The organism is Salmonella sp. 2020_1459 (assembly GCF_043847915.1).
GTDB classification, from domain to species: Bacteria; Pseudomonadota; Gammaproteobacteria; order Enterobacterales; family Enterobacteriaceae; genus Salmonella; species Salmonella enterica.
On sequence record NZ_JBCMFA010000007.1, the window covers coordinates 111,908 to 130,725 of the forward strand.

The 18,818-nt window shown below is 54.5% G+C and carries 13 protein-coding genes; 2 read left to right on the forward strand and 11 right to left on the reverse strand.

Annotation, left to right across the window (positions count from 1 at the left end; translation table 11 throughout):
- Window positions 1-44 precede the first annotated feature (44 nt).
- Entirely contained in the window at window positions 45-773 is a 729-nt protein-coding gene (locus ACH0VJ_RS17860) for a hypothetical protein (RefSeq protein ID WP_001089886.1), read from the forward strand.
- 130 nt (window positions 774-903) lie between these two features.
- Here the strand turns inward: ACH0VJ_RS17860 and ACH0VJ_RS17865 are convergent, their stop codons facing one another.
- The 10 genes from ACH0VJ_RS17865 to mdtA form a co-directional block, all read right to left on the reverse strand.
- Window positions 904-1,623 (reverse strand): tetratricopeptide repeat protein, encoded by a 720-nt coding sequence (locus tag ACH0VJ_RS17865; protein ID WP_000586679.1) that lies wholly within the window; start codon window positions 1,621-1,623, stop codon window positions 904-906.
- A gap of 4 nt (window positions 1,624-1,627) precedes the next feature.
- Window positions 1,628-3,739, reverse strand: a complete 2,112-nt coding sequence (locus ACH0VJ_RS17870) for a DUF4034 domain-containing protein (protein ID WP_000434244.1) — start codon at window positions 3,737-3,739, stop codon at window positions 1,628-1,630.
- A 10-nt stretch (window positions 3,740-3,749) separates the two neighbouring features.
- On the reverse strand, window positions 3,750-4,466 hold the full coding sequence (locus tag ACH0VJ_RS17875; RefSeq protein WP_000498585.1) for a DUF1266 domain-containing protein: 717 nt from the start codon (window positions 4,464-4,466) through the stop codon (window positions 3,750-3,752).
- A complete protein-coding gene (locus tag ACH0VJ_RS17880; protein WP_000141062.1) occupies window positions 4,466-5,668 on the reverse strand; it encodes a hypothetical protein in 1,203 nt (400 codons plus the stop codon). Before ACH0VJ_RS17880 ends, ACH0VJ_RS17875 begins: the two co-directional genes overlap by 1 nt.
- A 268-nt stretch (window positions 5,669-5,936) precedes the next feature.
- Window positions 5,937-6,659, reverse strand: a complete 723-nt coding sequence (gene baeR / locus ACH0VJ_RS17885; RefSeq protein ID WP_000137854.1) for a two-component system response regulator BaeR — start codon at window positions 6,657-6,659, stop codon at window positions 5,937-5,939.
- Window positions 6,656-8,059 (reverse strand): two-component system sensor histidine kinase BaeS, encoded by a 1,404-nt coding sequence (gene baeS, locus ACH0VJ_RS17890; protein WP_000870067.1) that lies wholly within the window; start codon window positions 8,057-8,059, stop codon window positions 6,656-6,658. The genes baeR and baeS overlap by 4 nt, the downstream gene beginning before the upstream one ends.
- Window positions 8,059-9,471, reverse strand: coding sequence for an MFS transporter (locus tag ACH0VJ_RS17895; protein WP_000137818.1), 1,413 nt, complete (start codon window positions 9,469-9,471; stop codon window positions 8,059-8,061). Before ACH0VJ_RS17895 ends, baeS begins: the two co-directional genes overlap by 1 nt.
- Window positions 9,468-12,548 (reverse strand): multidrug efflux RND transporter permease subunit MdtC, encoded by a 3,081-nt coding sequence (gene mdtC / locus ACH0VJ_RS17900; protein ID WP_001210077.1) that lies wholly within the window; start codon window positions 12,546-12,548, stop codon window positions 9,468-9,470. Before mdtC ends, ACH0VJ_RS17895 begins: the two co-directional genes overlap by 4 nt.
- Window positions 12,549-15,671 (reverse strand): multidrug efflux RND transporter permease subunit MdtB, encoded by a 3,123-nt coding sequence (mdtB, locus tag ACH0VJ_RS17905; protein ID WP_001161773.1) that lies wholly within the window; start codon window positions 15,669-15,671, stop codon window positions 12,549-12,551.
- Window positions 15,671-16,912, reverse strand: coding sequence for a multidrug efflux RND transporter subunit MdtA (gene mdtA, locus ACH0VJ_RS17910; protein WP_000678816.1), 1,242 nt, complete (start codon window positions 16,910-16,912; stop codon window positions 15,671-15,673). Before mdtA ends, mdtB begins: the two co-directional genes overlap by 1 nt.
- A 282-nt stretch (window positions 16,913-17,194) precedes the next feature.
- Here mdtA and ACH0VJ_RS17915 point away from each other — a divergent pair, with 282 nt between their 5' ends.
- Complete coding sequence (locus ACH0VJ_RS17915) at window positions 17,195-17,254, forward strand: type I toxin-antitoxin system Ibs family toxin (RefSeq protein WP_105887528.1); 60 nt, start codon at window positions 17,195-17,197, stop codon at window positions 17,252-17,254.
- Between the two features lie 98 nt (window positions 17,255-17,352).
- Here the strand turns inward: ACH0VJ_RS17915 and yegD are convergent, their stop codons facing one another.
- A complete protein-coding gene (yegD, locus tag ACH0VJ_RS17920; protein WP_000469628.1) occupies window positions 17,353-18,705 on the reverse strand; it encodes a molecular chaperone in 1,353 nt (450 codons plus the stop codon).
- Between the last annotated feature and the right edge of the window lie 113 nt (window positions 18,706-18,818).

Below are 18,818 nucleotides of genomic sequence, written 5' to 3' on the forward strand. Positions count from 1 at the left end.
GAGATGAGACAGGATGATGCGTATTACGAAAGTTAAGGCCGACTATGAATAGTTATAGATTAACTTTTTCTTTAAGTTTACTGCGTTCGGCCATATTGTTTGGCATTATTTTAACAAGTGTTGGTTGTAATAATCAAAAGAGTAAAGAATTGGTTCTCCCTGTTGATTCCACGCAGTTTTCGCAATTGGCTTGTTATTATAAGGATATTAATTCCGATGATAATGTAATGGAGTTAAAATTACCAAGTGAATATAAAGAGAAAACTAACTTATTTAATCAACAGGAAATTAAGGTGCCGGTAAAAGGTGAGAATTTTATTTCTCCGTATATTGGTGATGGTGTCCGTTATTATGAATTAGGGTACTTTGGACATGATGGTAATATTTACAAATTGATAATTTATAATAAAATTGGAGAGTCTGATACGTCATTGCTTAATGTGCAAATAAATAGTTACGATGCAAAAGGAAACCTGGTGGATGCTTTATTGCTTAGTAGCTTTTTTGCTTATGAAGATATCGTGCGTTTTTCTGATTTTGTCATCCGTCAGGATTACACAATAAGCATTGATAGTTATGTTATATATAGGTGGTATGAAGACAGCAAAGATGGTCATCTTGTAACTATAAAGTTTAAAGATCAGGCGCCTCAGATTTATATAAAGGAACAATATCAAATGGAAAATGGTCGGTTCAAATTGATATCCAGAAATGCAGTATCACAGGGTGAAAAAAAGAAGCGAGCGTTAAATATACCATGCTTACGACATTAATAATTGTAATGGAGGTGTTAATGTCATATGGATATCAGGAAAGAATGAGGAACGTTATGAGAATTATAAATAGATTGTTAATTTCAACTGATCTCAGGTTAATCATAAAATTTCAGTTTCCGCGCCAGATTTATTCAACGCGCAGATAGTGCCCGTCGGCGCGGACATTTGCGCCAAAACCGCAGTCCACAAACGTATCGGTGCTGGCATCAATGGTTTCAGAAGAAAAAGCCAGCGAAATGTCGCAGTGAATATCATCGCCTTCCCGAAGCGCCACGATGGTTTTATCGTTTTTCAGCGTTACCGTTGCGGAGAACTCGCCGATATTGGGGCCGAAGTAGATCCCCATTAAACCGAACCAGTAACCCTGAAAATTAACCTGATAGCGCGATGGGGTGGGTAATGCCTTCACGCTAAGCACGTTCCAGGAGGCGCGCCCGGCATAGCGCCAGTATTCACCCACTGCGGAAACCGGTGGCGGCAGGGCCGATAGCTTATCTTTGATCAGTTTCAGGTTGTAGATCGACTTGCTATCATTCGGCCTTAGCGTCAGCCAGGCGCGGGCTTTACGCCACTCGCCTTCGCGTATCCAGGTCAGCGCCACGTTGTTGTAGGCCGTCGCGATGGCGCTGTCGTCAAGGGCGCAGCTTTCGCTCCATGCGGCCTGCTGTTCAAAAGCGTCGCGCGCTTTGGCATATTTTTGGGTCTTGTAAAGCTGTTCGCCCTGGCTGGCCAAAACTGGAATTTTTGCGCAGTCGGCCTCGATCTGCTGCTCCGTAATTTCAGCCCTGGCGGTGGCGCAGAGTAGAAGCAGGGCGCAAAGAAATAGAGATTTTCTTTGGATTATCACCACCTTACACCATTGAGTTTACCTGTCCCGGCAGCTCTGAATTCGGGATGCGGACGGTATACCACGCGAAACGGAAGCGTTTCCAGAAAGAATCGAAATGCAGGTGGTCCAGGCAGTCCATAACGATTTCATTATCCGGGTAAAGCGTGAAGGCAAAATGCGCCCAGCGTGCGCTTAGCCTCATATTAAACAGCGTTCGATCGTGTTTATTACCGTGCAGGCGCGATAGGGTCACCATAGCATGTAGCGTGCCTTTGTTGGCCTCTTGTTGCACCAGTTCCAAATGCTTATGCGCCAGCGTAATATCCTTCACTTCAAAAATATTCAGCAGGAACAAGCCCCAGGCCTCTTTATGCCCGAACTGATGCGCCAGCCAGAGATTATCGAGCAGTTCTTTTTCATAAGCGGAACGTTTTTCGGTATCAGGTTCTTGTTTACTCAGACGCTGGTTGCAGACGCCGATGCTGAAATGAATATTTTGCAGGTCATTTTCATAGTCGGTATAGCCTCCGTTATCTATTAATTTGTACGGGGTGCTCTCGCGCAGCGCTAACTGCCGGTGCAAAATCTCCGCCGCGCGCTGAAAATACCCTAACGCGATGGCAGGATCGTAAGGTAGTAGGCCGTTGTTCTCTTTATTATTGTGTTCAAGGCCCAGCAGGTTTAGCGCGGCGGGTATATTTCTTTGTGCGCCCAGCTCTGCCAGCGGCACGAAATGTTCCGGGAGCCCGAACCAGTTGAAATTTTTAATCGCCGCCCGCCAGTTATGGTTATATTGAATGTCGGCGACGCTATCGAGCCAGGCGAGGCCTTGCGCCTCATCCTTTTCGAAACCCAATAACCCGGCGTACTGAAAGTAGCCACGACGGATTTTCGGCACTGCGAATTCCGTTTGCTGCGCATTCTGACAGAGAAAATTATACATCCACCAGGTGTCAGGAAAATCGCGCAGGGCGAACTTTATCGTGTCATCAAAGAAGTAATTGTTGAACTTAACTTTTTCCACGATCGAACGCTGAAGGGTTCGCCAGAGCGCGTCATTATCGTCCAGATCGCTATAGCAGACCCGCAGCCACTTCAGCGCGTTGTGGCGAGATTCCTGGATATGCGCTCGCAGGCTAATCTCTTCGGCTTTGGCGATAATACGTTCCTGTTCTGCCGGGGAGTCAACCTCTTTGATGCGCAGATCGCGGTGATCGTCCCACCAGATCAATAGCTCCAGATGTTCACGTTCTGCGGCAGAAAGGTGATCGCATACGCTTGATTCCAGAAATTCGCGGATTTCCTCGTGAGACCCTCCCCAGCGCGGCATACGAAACGGGATATATTCATCCAGCACGTAAAATGCCGTCGGGAAAATAGCCAGGCAGACGGCGAGCCAGTATTTTTGCCCGGCATCGTCATTGCACTCCGGCAGCACGGACGGGCGCGGCAAATTTGGGCAAACCGCGTCGGCAAACGACAGCCCGGAATGGGCCATCAGCGCATCCACCTCCTGCGGTGAATGGCGATGATATTCAGCCAGATCTTCCATTAATGGCTGCCCGGCAACATCCGCGCCCTCGAGGAACTCAACCAGCCAGGCGGGCTGGCCGAAGACTTTTGAGTTGGTGCTGGTCAGGGCCGCCGCCATCCACTGGCGCGGTTCACAGTCGATAGCATTGAGCACGGCGATGACCATCCGTTCGTTGCAGGCGGCGGCGCAGATCCACATCGCTCGGGTGGTTTCTCTCGCCCAGCCATAGCTGCGGTAAAGCCACGCACGGTGATTCCAGTATTGCGCCTCGGCAAGCCAGGCGTGAGTGGAGCGGGGACGAGCGCGCTGCCAGTTTTTGATCAGCGCTAATCCTTGCGGCCCAGCCTCAACCAGCGTGTCCATATCGTAAAAAGGGTTGTCCATTTGATTCCAGGCGAAGAAATAGCGCTTTTCCGCTTCGCGGCTGGTAAAGCTCTCCGTCAGCGCCTGGTTGTAGCGTTCGTCCAGTTCGTCATAGCGTTCTTCGCGCAGCAGGCCGGGAATATCGGCGATATGCCATTCGCGTTGCCCGTCATTGAGGGGATTTTTGTGGTTGCACATCTCAAACATAGCGTTGAGCAGACGATCATCCTGTTCCATAAAGCGTCCTTTAAATCGGCTCGAAAATTTTGAATTCATTCCACGGCAGTTGTCGCCAGCGGCTGACCGGGTCTTGCAAATAATGGGTGGCTTCCTGTAAATCCCGTCCGGCAAGCGCTGTTGGCGTGTCACGTAGCGTGAGCCATACCCGGCGGGCACGAACGTAGGCGGTGGCGTAATCCTCCCAGGAATCAAAACAGTCCTGAGCGCGCTGGGCGTTGAGCAATAACACCAGCCAGGCCAGATGTACGTCACACCAGCCGAGCCCGGCGATACAGCGGGTCAGAAAGGCGGTACGCATACAGTCGAAGGCCAGCGCGTCGCGGACCTGGCCCTGGGCCGCCAGATGATGATAAAACGTGCGCGGCGAGCTGCCGATGCCCGCAGGCCAGCGGCGTAAGATATCCTCAACCTTGTGGCGTAACGCCGCGCCGTCGAGGTTTTCGCTCAAGCCCAGCTCTTTTTTTACCTGCTGCGCCAGATAGCGGCGTTTGTCATCGTCAAGTTTGAAGACCAGCTCAACGCCTTTGATCGGTAGCCCGTTGCGCCGGGCGAGGATATCAGCTAGCGCCAGCGCCCATTGCCGCCGTCGGGTATCGCGACGCAGATCCTTCAGACGATCTTTTTCTTTCTCCTCGGCGATACGGGCCGCAATCAGCGGTTTGTTTTTTTTGTAGTTGCGCCAGCTAAAAAATAGGGCGGCAATAATAAGAACAATCCAGAACATTATTGCACCTCCTTGATGACAGGAAGGTAACGCGTGGTTTGTAGCGTCAGGCTTTCAATTTCGAAAGGTTCGCTACTGGTGTTTTCCCCGGCAAGCGTAGGATGCCATTCATGCTGCGGAAACAGCATTTCCGCAGCCGTCGCCACGTTAGGATCAACAACCTGAAGGTAGCGCAGCGCCTCCGGGGCGCTGTGCAGCAGCAGCCACTGTAAAGCCACCGGAGGCGTAGGGAAGTGCTCCATTAAATGAAAATTGTCATGCAGCACATTGAGCAGAAAATTGAGGTCATGAATATGCGTAATAAATTTCCAACCTGAATATTCCGGCGTCGATTCATAAACTATTCCCATCCCTTCGCAATCAGCGTGGCGCTCAGGAAGTGGTTGCAGATGGCGTAACAGAGATAAAACATCGTTAGCATATTTCTTAATAGGATAGCGATTTTGCTTACCTTTAATCTGATCAATGCTCAGGCCGTTATTACCAACCACCAGGCTTATTGTGACGTGGGGAATATTATTGCCGTCGCGCAGGCTGAACAGGCGAAGTTTCTGTTGTTCAATTTGCCGGGCGTAGTAATCGCCGTAGCCGCCGGAAAGCGCGCCTTTATTATCAAAATCTCCGACGCAGTGTTGCATATGCCAGGATTCATACGCCATCTCACTGCGCAGGCCGGGGTTTGTTGCATCAAGCTCAACCAGTACACCGTTATTCACCGCCATCACCGGTTTTAGCGCCTCGCTGTTGGAGGGATACCAACCTTGTTCACGCAGGCGCTGCATTTTTTGATGCTCCGCTTCGCGCATTGCCAGCACGGTAAAGCAGTTGATACGCTGTAGTTTAGTTTCCAGCCGCGTTCCTTCCTGACGCGAAAGAAATTCCACTAAATCTCTTTCCATTGCCACGAGTTGCGGGTGCTGAACGTTAAGGTAGTAAAAGCGCTCATCGCCACCCAGCTTTGGCGCCAGCCAGGCGGGGATTTCTGCATCAGCGCTAAAATAAACGGCATAATCGGCGACGGAGCGCACAGGGTAAACATGAGGAAAGTCACCAATAATCCAACGATAAAAATGGTTGCTTAACCAGCGCTGGATATTTTCGCTGTCGCCGCGTTGTTGGCTCCGGGAAAAAATAGATGATTTTACATTTGGCGCATTTATTATATTGCGTGGTTTATAGCGGTGAGATGACGTTTCTGTCATAAAAATCCATGTATAATTAAGCTGGTATTATGTTTATGTATTTTTAGATTCACTTAATGAATTAATGCGCAATAAGTTTAAAAAACTACTCACAGTATATCGGTAAACTAAAAAGAGCGGCCAAATAATTTATTGTCCCCGATCGCGTTCGTTGTGGTTTTCGGGATACCGCTCGGCCAAAGGAAAGAGGACAGTGTGTTAATTCCGCCAGAATAGCGTTGGCGGAAAATATCGTCTTACGACCTTGTTATTGTTATGCCAATAATCATTATACCAGGCGACACGCATCCGCTTCCCAGCGATATCCCACCCCGTAGACCGCGCGTATAAATGACTGTTCGGCATCCAGCGATTCCAGTTTACGGCGCAGGTTTTTAATGTGGCTGTCGATAGTACGATCGGTCACCACACGGTAGTCGTCGTAGAGGTGGTTTAACAACTGCTCGCGGGAAAAAACTTTACCCGGTTCAAGCGATAAGGTTTTTAGCAGGCGGAATTCAGCGGGGGTTAAATCCAGCGCTTTACCACACCAGGAGGCCTGAAAGCGGCTTTCATCAATCATTAACGGGCTTTCGGCATCCTGCTGCTGGAGTTCACGCTGCGGTTTACAGCGGCGCAAAATGGTTTTCACGCGGGCCACGACTTCGCGCGGGCTGTAAGGCTTACAGATATAATCATCGGCGCCGATTTCCAGCCCAAGTAGTCGGTCGATCTCTTCGATTTTGGCTGTGACCATCACAATGGGGATGTCGGAAAAACGGCGAATCTCCCGGCATAGCGTCAGACCATCGGTACCCGGCAGCATCAGATCCAGCAGAATCAGATCCGGCGGCGTTTGACGCACATACGGCAGTACCTTGTCGCCATGATTGATGAGCGTGGGGGCGTAACTCGCCGCGCGTAAGTAGTCAATAAGCAGCTGACCCAGCTTGGGTTCATCTTCAACAATCAAAATGCGCGGCGTGTTTTCATCAATGGGTAATTCAGTCATACTTCTCTCTGTAAATCGCGATCCAGCGGTAACTCTACTGTAATGCTAACCCCGCCAAAAGGCGAATGAGCGGCGTGAAGATGACCGTTATGCGCGTGTACAATATTGACGCATATTGCCAGCCCCAGTCCAGAACCGCCGCTGGCGCGGTTACGGGACACTTCCGTGCGGTAAAAACGGTCAAAAAGCTTTTGTAACTGTTCATCGCTGACGCCCGGTGCAGAATCGGCAAAGGTCAGGAATAATGATTTGTCGCGTTGTTCGGCGGAAATATGCAGGCCGCCGCCGCTGTCGGTGTAGCGCAGACTGTTTTCCAGTAGATTATTAAACAGTTGCATCAGGCGATCCGGGTCGCCGAAGACGGTCATGCTATCCGGCAACGCGTAATGTAGCGTTAGCCCCCGGCTGGTAAAGCGCTCTCTGAACGCGCCGCCAGCGACTTCCAACAGGGGGACAAGATCGACGGTCGTTTTTTGGTAAGCCAGCGCGCCCTCGTCAGACAACGACAGCTGATGCAGGTCGTCAACCAGTTTGGTAAGCGTACCGACTTCCGCCTGTAGCGAGGTAACCGATTCTGGCGTGAACTGGCGAACGCCATCCTGAATGGCTTCCAGTTCGCCGCGCAATACCGCCAGCGGCGTGCGCAGTTCGTGGGAAATATCCGCCATAAAGTCGCGGCGCATCTGCTGGTTTTTTTCCAGCGTGCTGGCAAGCTGGTTAAAGTCTTGCGCCAGTTTTCCCAGCTCATCGGCGCTGGTTGGGGTCACGCGCGTGGTAAAATCCCCCGCCGCCAGTCTGTGCGTACCCTCGACCAACCGTTTGACCGGGGCGAGCAGGCCACGCGCCAGCAAAAACGTCGCCAGCGCGGCCAGCAACGTTGATAACGCCACGATCATCCAACTGGCGCGCCGCTGCTGCTTATCAAAATTAATATCAGTGTTGCGCGTCAGCCGCTCGACAGGAGAGGCGATAACCGCGCCGACTTCGGCGCCATTGACCAGAATGGGCCGACGAGTACCGTCATGCGGCACCGGACCGCGTGGGCCGACCAGCACCCGGCCATTTTGATCGACGACCCAGAACTGGGTGCGCCAACCGTGCGGCGGTATACCGGGGCCGGGTTTATCCCGGTCGTTGTCATGCTCAAATGAACGCAGAATCTGGAAAACGAAGCGATCATTGTTGCGTAAAAAACGCCAGTTGCCGTGTTGCTGGTACTGGTCGCCCAGCGCATCGCCCAGCATTTGTAGCCGCTGCTCGTTGCCGTGTTTGATATAGTCAATAAATCCGCGTTCAAAACTGACGCGCACGGCCCAATGCATACTGATCAGCAGCACGATGCAGGTGGCGAAAATCGCCAGAAACAGCTTGCCGGTGATTCCGGGCCGCCAGACTTTCATTACAGGCTCCTTTTACGCCGTGAAATGACCATGTTTTGCTGTGTATCGTTCGGCACGCGGGCAAAAATTATCGCCGGTAGCGCGATAATAACCGCCATACATAACCAGGTGTACATAAAGACGTGATGTGTGGCGCTACTGTCTATCCCGATATGCTGTTGGCCAAACATACCCAGCAGCATTCCGGCAATAGTGACGCCGATACTCATCGAGAGCTGCATAATCATCGATAATAAGCTATTGCCGCTGCTGGCCAGCGTATCGGGAAGGTCTTTTAGCGTTAAGGTATTCATGGAAGAAAAGCGTGCCGAGTTCACCATTCCCTGCAAAAGCAGTACCAGCGGCAGGAGATAATACCAGCCGAGCAGCGCGACCGACATAAACAACAGGCTAACCAATGCCAGTCCGAGCGTAGTCGCCACCAGAACCCGACGATAGCCAAAACGGTTAACTATCTGCACCACAATCCGCTTCATTCCCATGCTGCCCAGCACCATGGGGATCATCATCAAACCGGCATGAAACGGTGAAAAACCAAGACCAATTTGCAAAAAGACCGGCGTCATAAACGGCAGCATACCGCTGCCGATACGCCCGGCAAAACTGCCCAGCAACCCCAGTGAAAACGTGGGCGTGCGGAACAATCGCAGGCTGAATAACGCGCCTGAGTTTTTTTTGGCATGGAAGAGATAGAGCAGAATGGCTGCCGCGCCGCCCGCAGCAAGTCCGGCTAATGTCCAGGGCGAAATCCCCATGCTTTTACTACCGTCCAGCGCCAGCGTGAGTACCGCCATGCCGATAGCTAACAGCAGGAACCCCGGCAGATCAAAGCGCCGGGTCTCTATGGTGTAGTTTGGCATCAGCATAAAGGTTGCCATAGCGCCGACAATTCCCACCGGGATATTGATCAGAAAGATCCAGTGCCATGAAGCATATTCCACCAGCACCCCGCCCAGCGCGGGGCCGAGTAACGGCCCGATCTGTCCCGGTAGGGTGACGAAGGTCATCGCCGCCATATATTGCGCGCGCGGCACGATTTTCATGACCGTCAGGCGTCCGACCGGCACCATCATCGCGCCGCCTACGCCTTGTAAAACTCGCGCTAATACCAGTTGATTAAGCGTACCGGAGAGGGCGCAAAACAGCGAACCCAGCGTGAACAGCACGATGGCGGCAAAGAAAATATTACGCACGCCGATTTTGTCTGCCAGCCAGCCGCTGGCGGGGAGCATCACGGCGACGGTAAGAACATATGACACCACTACCATGTGCATATGCAGCGGGCTTTCCCCCAGGCTTTTCGCCATGGAGGGCAGCGCAGTGTTGACGATGGTGGTATCCAGCGACTGCATAAAAAAGCCGAATGCCACAATCCAGAGTTGCCAGCGGGTGTTGTCAGGAAGTTCTGTCATATCTCTACTACCGGTTTGCTATTTTTACGCGAAAAACGCAGCCGCAGACGGTCGAAAAAGAGATACACCACCGGCGTGGTATAGAGCGTCAGGAGCTGACTCATGACCAAACCGCCGACAATGGTTATCCCCAGCGGCTGCCGTAATTCCGAACCGTCTCCGCCAGATAACACCAATGGCAGTGCGCCGAACAGAGCCGCCAGCGTGGTCATCATTATTGGACGGAAGCGTAACAAGCAGGCCTGGAAAATGGCTTGTTCCGGCGTCAGGCCGCCGCTTCGTTGCGCTTCAAGCGCAAAATCGACCATCATAATGGCGTTTTTCTTCACAATGCCAATTAATAGCATGATCCCTATCAGGGCGATTAGGCTGAAAGGGGCATTGAAGAGCTCCAGCGCCAGAAGCGCCCCAACGCCCGCCGATGGTAGAGTAGAGAGAATGGTCAGTGGATGGACGTAGCTTTCGTACAGTATCCCCAGCACAATGTAGACGGTAGCGATCGCCGCCACTATCAAAATAAGCTGTGAATTCATGGTCTGCTGGAAGACTTGCGCCGTTCCGGAAAAACTGCCGCGTACCGTCGAGGGGACGCCAAGCTGCGTCATGGTGCGATTAATGGCCTCTGTCGCCTGCGATAACGATGTGCCGGTCGGCAGGTTAAAGGCAATCGTGGACGCCGCGGAAAGTCCCTGATGGTTCACCGACAGCGGCGCATTGGCGGGCCGCCATTGGGCGAAATAAGAGAGGGGAATCGCTTTTCCGTCACGGTTGATAACGAACATTTTCTCCAGCGCGCTGATATCCTGGCTATAGCGCGGATCGACTTCCATCACCACTTTATACTGGTTCATCGGCTGATAAATGGTGGAAATTTGCCGCTGGCCGAAAGCATTATTTAACAGACTGTTTGCGGCCTGAACATCAATACCCAGCCGTGACATGGTGTCGCGGTCGTAGATAAGGTTCATCTCCGCGCCGTTATCCTGCTGGTCGGAGTTTACGTCCGCCAGTTGCGGCAGGGCCGAGAGCGCTTTGCGTATTTTCGGCTCCCATTCGCGCAGCGCCGCCAGAGAGTCAGACAGCAACGTATATTGGTAACTGGCGTTAGCCTGCCGCCCGCCGACGCGAATATCCTGTACCGCCATCAGAAACAGCCTGGCGCCAGGTTCTTTTGCCAGTTTGACCCGCAGTCGATCAATGATTTGCTGCGCCGTCTCTTTGCGTTCGCCGCGCGGCTTCAGCGTAATAAACATCATGCCGCTATTCACCCTCGATCCGCCGGTAAAACCAGTGACATTATTCACCGCCGGATCGTCGCGAATAATTTTCATAAAATCCTGCAGCTTGCCGCGCATGGCCTGGAAAGAGATGCTCTGGTCAGCCTGAATACCGCCCATCAACACGCCGGTATCCTGCTCCGGAAAGAATGTTTTAGGGATGGCGATATAAAGCCAGATGTTCAGCGCAACGGTGCCAAGAAAAACCACCCCGACAAGACGCGTATGGTTAAGCACCCATTTTAACGACGTGCCGTAACCCTGTTGCAAGGCGACCAGCAAACGGCCAACGCCCCGTTTACGCGGTTGGGTGCGCGGTTTGCTTGATTTAAGCATCCAGCCGCACATCATCGGCGTCAGTGTGAGCGAGACCACCAGCGAAATGCCAATCGCCACCGAGAGGGTAACGGCGAATTCCCGTAATAATCGTCCTGGCAGGCCGCCCATTAACAGCAGCGGCAGAAATACCGCCACCAGCGACAGACTCATGGAGATGACCGTAAACCCGACTTCCCGCGTACCCTGTAATGCCGCCTGCAAAGGTTTCATTCCCGCCTCCAGATGGCGGGCGATATTTTCCAGCACCACAATGGCATCATCAACGACAAATCCGGTCGCGATAGTCAGCGCCATCAGCGACAGATTGTTGAGGCTGAAGCCGCACAGATACATGGCGGCGAAGGTGCCGATGAGCGAAACGGGAACGGCGACGGCGGGGATTAGCGTGGCGCGCCCGGAACGCAGGAATAAAAACACCACCAGGATCACCAGCGCAACAGAGATAGCCAGTGTCTCTTCTACCTCTTGCAGCGATGCGCGAATCGTCGGCGAACGATCCTGGGCGATTTGTAAATCGATAGCGGCGGGGATCATTGCCCGCAGTTCCGGCAGTTTTGCCCGGATGCCGTCGACCGTCTGAATAATGTTGGCCTCCGGCAGCTTGCGGATCATCAACAAAATAGCGGGTTTAGCGTTCGTCATCCCGGCGTTACGGACATCCTGCACCGAGTCGGTGACGCTGGCGACGTCGCCCAGGCGTACCGCCGCGCCGTTGTTATAGTGAATAATCAGCGGCTGATATTCGGCGGCGGTTTTCAGTTCGTCGTTGGTCTGGATTTGCCAGCGGTGGACGCTATCTTCAATTGCGCCTTGCGGTCGGCGTACGTTGGCGCTGTCGATCGCTTCGCGGACCTCATCCAGCGAGACGCCCTGGTTAAAGAGCGCCTGCGGGTTTAAGCCTACACGTACTGCGGGCAGGGAGCTGCCGCCGACGTCAACATCGCCGACGCCGTCAATTTGCGCGATGGTTTGCGCCAGTTGGGTAGAGGCGAAATCATACAGTTTGCCCTGTGACCAGCTCTCCGAGGTGAGCGTTAAAATCATAATCGGCGCGTCGGACGGGTTGGCCTTGCGATAAGTCGGGCGGCTGGGCATTCCGCCTGGCAATAAGCTTTGCGCGGCGTTAATGGCGGCCTGCACGTCGCGCGCCGCGCCGTTAATATCACGATCGAAATTAAATTCGAGAATAATGCGCGTACTACCGAGCGAGCTGCTGGAGGTCATTTCATTGACGCCTGCAATGCGTCCCAAAGAGCGTTCCAACGGCGTCGCCACCGACGAAGCCATGGTTTCCGGCGAGGCGCCCGGTAGCGAGGCGCTAACCATAATCACCGGGAAATCGACCTGCGGCAGCGGGGCGACCGGCAGCAGACGAAAGCCCAGAATGCCGCACAGCGTAATGGCGGCGGCAATCAAAATGGTGGCGACCGGGCGGTAGATGAAAAGGGCGAAAAAGCGCATCTACGCCTCCTCTTTATGGCGCGGAAAGCGACTTTTCACGTACAGCGACAGGCGGTCAAACAGGAGATAAATCACCGGTGTGGTAAACAGAGTTAATACCTGGCTGACCAGTAGGCCGCCCACCATCGCGATCCCCAACGGGCGACGTAATTCCGCGCCAACGCCGTTACTCAACATTAATGGCAATGCCCCGAGCAACGCCGCCAGCGTGGTCATCAGAATCGGTCGAAAACGCAGCAGACAGGCCTGGAAGATAGCGTCGCGCGGACTCATCCCCTGTTCGCGTTCAGCGGCGAGGGCGAAGTCAATCATCATGATGGCGTTTTTCTTCACGATGCCGATCAGCAAAATAATGCCGATAATGGCGATAATATCGAGCTCGCTACCAGCGATGATCAGCGCCAGCAGCGCGCCGACGCCCGCCGTAGGCAGCGTTGAGAGAATCGTAATCGGATGGATAAAACTCTCATACAGCACTCCGAGCACGATATACATCGCCACCACGGCGGCGACAATAAGCCAGACGGTGCTGCCCAGCGCCGCCTGGAAGGCGAGCGTACTACCCTGAAACTGCGTTGTAATATCCGCTGGCAGGGCGAGCGTTTTTTCCGTATCGAGAATCGCCTGCACCGCATCGCCGAGCGAATAGCTCTCCGGCACGTTAAACGAAAATGTCGTAACCGGGAACTGATCTAAATGATTGATGGAGAGCGGAGCGAAGCGCTGCTCAATGCGGGCAATCGCGCTGAGCGGTACGGTGCCGCCGTCGCGGCTCGTCAGGCGAATCGTCTCCAGCGCCGCCAGGCCCGGCATGCTGGCGGTATTATGTTCCAGCACGACACGGTACTGGTTCGCCTGGGTATAAATCGTTGAAATCAGGCGTTGTCCGAACGCGTTGTAGAGCGCGTTATCCACATCCGCCATGCTGATACCCAGACGGCTGGCGCTGTCGCGGTCGACATTCACCCAGGCCGCTAATCCCCGATCTTGCCAGTCGCTGCTTACCTCAGAGAGCTGTGGCAACGACTGTAGCGCGTTCTGCAGTTTTGGCACCCAGTGGCTGAGCGCATCGAGCGTCGTGGCCTGCAGGGTAAACTGATACTGCGTGCGGCTGACCTGCGTGTCGATGGTTAAATCCTGCGTCGGCTGGAGATACAGCGCCACGCCGGGAATCGTCGCCACGGCGGTTTGCAGCCGGGAGATCACCTGCTGCACGCGGTCATCACGTGCATCCAGCGGCTTGAGGTTAATTTGCAGGCGCGCGCTATTCAGCGTGGGGTTAGCGCCGTCTACGCCAACAAAAGTCGTCAGGCTTTGCACCGCCGGGTCCTGTAATATCCGCTCCGCCACCTGGCGTTGACGTTGCGCCATACTGGCATACGATGACGATTGCGGCGCCTGCAGCGTCCCCTGGATAATGCCGTTATCCTGTACCGGAAAGAATCCTTTCGGAATGACTATCCACAGCATAACGCTGAGCAGGAGCGTGGCGAATGCCACGCTCAATGTAAGCCACGGATGGTTGAGCACTTTCGCTAATCCGCGTCCGTAGCTGGCGATCACGCGGTCAAACATCCGCTCGCAGGCGCGGGAAAAGCGGTTTTGTTTACGCAGAGACTGCTGGCTGAGCATACGCGCGCACATCATGGGCGTGAGCGTCAAAGAGACGACGGCGGAGATTAAAATCGCTACCGCCAACGTCACCGCAAATTCGCGGAACAGTCGACCAACAATATCGCCCATAAAGAGCAACGGGATCAGCACTGCAATCAGTGAAAAGGTGAGGGAAATAATGGTAAAGCCGATTTCGCCCGCGCCTTTGAGCGCCGCCGCCAGCGGTTTTTCTCCTTTTTCGATGTAGCGCGAGATGTTCTCGATCACCACAATCGCATCGTCCACCACGAAACCCGTGGCGATAGTGAGCGCCATCAGCGTCAGGTTATTAATGGAAAAATCCAAAAATACCATCACCGCAAAGGTGCCGATAAGCGACAGCGGTACGGCGACGCCGGGAATAATTGTGGCGGGAATATTACGTAAAAACAGATAGATAATCATGACGACCAGCGCGATCGCCAGCATCAGTTCAAACTGGGTATCGCGCACGGAAGCGCGAATATTGGTGGTGCGATCGGACAGGACCGTGACCTTCACCGATTTCGGCAGGCTTTCGGTAAGCTGGGGCAGCATCTGGCGAATGCTGTCCGCTGTCGCAATGATATTGGCGCCAGGCTGGCGTTGAACATTCATCACGATAGCCGGCGCTTGATTCGCCCATGCGCCGAGCCAGCTATTTTCCGCCCCCTGTTCGACGGTGGCGACATCGCCCAGCCGTACCGGCGCGCCGTTTTGATACGCGATGATAAGCCTGCGGTATTCGTCGGCAGACTGCATCTGATCGTTAGCAGAAAGCGTCACCGCCCGTTCGGGGCCATCCAGACTGCCTTTCGCCGAGTTGACGTTGGCGCCGGTAATTGCGGTACGGACCGTTTCGCTGGTCAGACCGAGCGCGGCGACAGCCTGAGCATTCAGTTTTACGCGTACCGCAGGGCGCTGCCCGCCGGCAAGCGTCACCAGTCCGACGCCGGAGACCTGCGAGATCTTCTGCGCCACGCGGGTTTCTACCATGTCCTCTACCTGGGTCATCGGCATTGCGTTTGAGGTGACGGCAAGCGTCATAATCGGCGGGTCCGCCGGGTTGACTTTGCTATAAATCGGCGGATTCGGCAGGTCGGAAGGCAATAAATTGGTGGCTGCGTTAATCGCCGCCTGTACTTCCTGCTCGGCAACGTCCAGCGGCAGCGTCAACTGAAACTGTAGCGTCACCACCGACGCGCCGCCGGAACTTTGCGACGACATCTGCTTCAGTCCTGACATCTGGCCGAACTGGCGCTCAAGCGGCGCGGTGACGGCGGAGGTCATGACATCCGGGCTGGCGCCAGGGTAGAGCGTAACAACCTGAATAGTGGGGTAGTCGACCTCCGGCAAAGCGGCGACGGGCAGGAAGCGATAGCCGATAATCCCGGCGAGTAAAATCGCCGCCATCAGCAGAGTGGTGGCCACGGGGCGCAGAATAAACAGACGCGAAGGGCCGCCCGTGCTGCCCGGAGGTAATCCCTGCATCAGGCGCGCGCTCCTTTTTGACCTTCATGGCGGGAAGGGGATTTTTCATCCGCCACGGTGGTTTGCGGCTCAACGACCTCGACTTTTGCGCCTTCCGTCAGCCGATCAATACCATCGGTAACGACGCGATCGCCTGCCGACAAGCCAGCGCTGATCACCACGTTTCGGTTATCCTGAATACCGATTTTTACCCGCTTCTTGCTGACGTTATTTTCGTCGTTCAGCACCCACACAAAGTGGCCCTCATTGCCCATTTGCACCGCCGCGGCAGGCACCACAACGGCATTTTGTTCGGTATCGACCAGCATCCGGGCGTTCACAAATTGATTGGGGAACAGCGTATCGTCCTGATTGGTAAAGCGCGCTTTAATTTTGATCGTTCCCGTTGTGGGATCAATCTGGTTGTCCAGACTGAGCAACACACCTTCGCTCAATTTGTGCGAGTTAGTCCGATCCCAGGCTTCTACGACCAGCGTTTTCCCCGCTTTCTGCGCCTGAACCACGGTCGCGATATCGCTTTCCGGCAGAGTAAAAATGAGATCAATCGGGTGCGTTTGCGTAATGACGACAATACCTGCGGTATCGCTGCTGGAAATCTGGTTGCCGACATCCACCTGTTTCAGACCCACGCGTCCCGAGACCGGGGCCGTGATACGACTCCAGTCGAGCTGTAACTGCGCGCTGGCGACATTAGCTTCATCCGCTTTAATGGTTCCCTGGGTTTCGTTGACCAGCGCCTGTTGCGCATCCAGTTCCTGACGGGAAACCAGATTGGTTTTTGCCAGTTGCTGATAGCGCGCCAGATCACGACGCGCATTCGCCAGCGTAGCGTTATCTTTCGCCAACTGTCCCTGCGCCTGCGCCAGGGCGACCTTAAACTGGCTGGGATCGATTTGCGCCAGCAGATCGCCTGCGTTGACCTGCTGACCTTCCTGAAAGTGCAGGGCGATGAGTTGACCATCCACGCGGCTACGCACCGTAACGGTATTCGCGGCGGTCACGGTACCCAGCCCGCTCAGATAGCGCGGTACGGCCTGCGTGGTCGCGGTCGCGGCCTGTACCGGCGCCAGAGGGCCGTCGCGCATACCGCGGCGACCTGCGGCGGCGGTATGCGGCGCTTGCGCGGCAACGCCCGGCGCGGCGGTCGGGCTTTCGCTACGGCTATGCCAGAACCAGAATGCGGCGGCGGCCACTACAACCCCAATCGCTATTGCCCAGCGGAAAGTATTACTGCCTTTCATCGGTATAAGTTTCTCATCCTGAAACGTTTTGCGGAATGTTGCTCCCTCTATTGTAGTCAGCAGGGAAGGGAGAAAAATGGAGGAATTATGGAACACGGTCGGGATTATTCTGAATGGCGGCCCGCTTTGCGAGGCGCTACGCAACTCTTATCGGTGAAAATCGTTAACGCGCCGGAGTGCGGTAAAGTGGCGGCACGGCAATGAAGGTAAGCCACCGATTTCAGCAGGACGCTGAAACGGGAAAGCCCCTCCCGAGGAAGGGGCCAAAATAAGGAAAGGGTTATGATGAAGGTAGTCATCATACTGGTGATACTCTTAGTGATTAGCCTACCAGCTTACTAAGACACCAGGGGGAGGAGGAATCCTCCCTTACCCTCACTCCTGACGTTAAGCCACATCAAGAATAATGTCAATCCATCAGCGCTGGGCTTGCGAGGCGCTTAGCGGAAAACGACCTCCGCCCAGCGCGCCAGTCCTGCGGTGACGGAGCCGAAATCATCGCCGCCAGCGACGGGTATGCCCGGTAGCTGTTCGGAAAGCGCTTTTTTAATCAATGGCGAACGGGCGCTGCCGCCGGTCAGATAGATTACATCTGGTTTTTCCTGCGCGCTGTCCAGCGCCAGTTGCACCTGTTCCAGAATACGCGCCAGCGGTTGATCCAGCGCCGCTTCCAGTCCTTGCTGGCTGATAGCGACCGCAAGGTCGTCGCTGATAAATGGCAGCCTCGCCGTAACATCCGCCTGGCCGGAAAGGGCGATTTTGCTCTCTTCCGCGCAGCGTACCAGGCGGTAGCTAAGCCGCTGACGCCAGACCTTGAGCAGCAACGCGACCTTGTCTGCTTCACGCGCGTTGCGAACCAAATCGTTCAACAGACGACCATTCGCGCTACTGTAAAAATCGCTTTGCGCCGGGACGTCGTTAATCGCCACGGCGTTCCACCACGGCAGCACCGGTAGGGCGATGCCTTTTTCGGTTTCGCCGCCCATGCCCAGCAAAGGCATCAGATTTTTAAAGGCCAGCGCGATATCCAGATCGTTTCCGCCCACGCGGCAACCGCTGTGCCCCAACAGGCTGTTTTCACGATCGGCGCGCTGACGCCACTGCGGCCCCATCAGCAGCATGGAGCAGTCGGTGGTGCCGCCGCCAATATCCACGACCAGCACACGCTTCTCTTCCCGCAGCGTAGCCTCGTAGTCCAGGCCCGCCGCAACCGGTTCGTACTGGAATACCACCTCCTGAAAACCGGCGCGTTTTGCCGCCCGCTCCAGAATACCCTGCGCCTGGCGGTTCGCGTCATCGCCGCCCAGTCCCTGAAAGTTGATCGGGCGACCGATCACTGCCTGGGTAATGGCCTCCGGCAATTGGCTGTGCGCCGTATGACGAATATGTACCATCATGGCGCAGACTAAATCTTCAAACAGCGCGACCTGCTGCGGTTTCAGGCCGCTGGCGCCTAAAAAGGATTTCGGCGATTTGACAAACCAGACCTCCTGGGGATCGTCAATATAGTGCGCCAGCGACGCCAGACCAAACTGTACGCTTTGCGCACCAACCTCAATATCTTCCTCGCGGTTGTAGCGTATCGCGCGGCGTAGCAGCGCCTGGGTTTCTTCGTCCGTTGCCGGCACATCATGATGGCGATACAGCCACTCGCTCACCGCTTCGCGCGTCGGCGCGCACAGCATAGACGGCAGTAATGCGCTGTTATTCTCCATTGTCAGCAACTGTGGATGCCCGTCGCGCATAATGGCGACCGAGCAGTTTGCCGTACCGTAATCAAATCCGATAAACACCTTAAAATCCCCATGCCAGTGAAGAAGGGGCGTGACTTTAGCGAAATGTCGTCGCGGCGACAACTGGAATATGAAAGCAAGGCGTTACGTGCGATTAGCGTTTATGCTGAAAG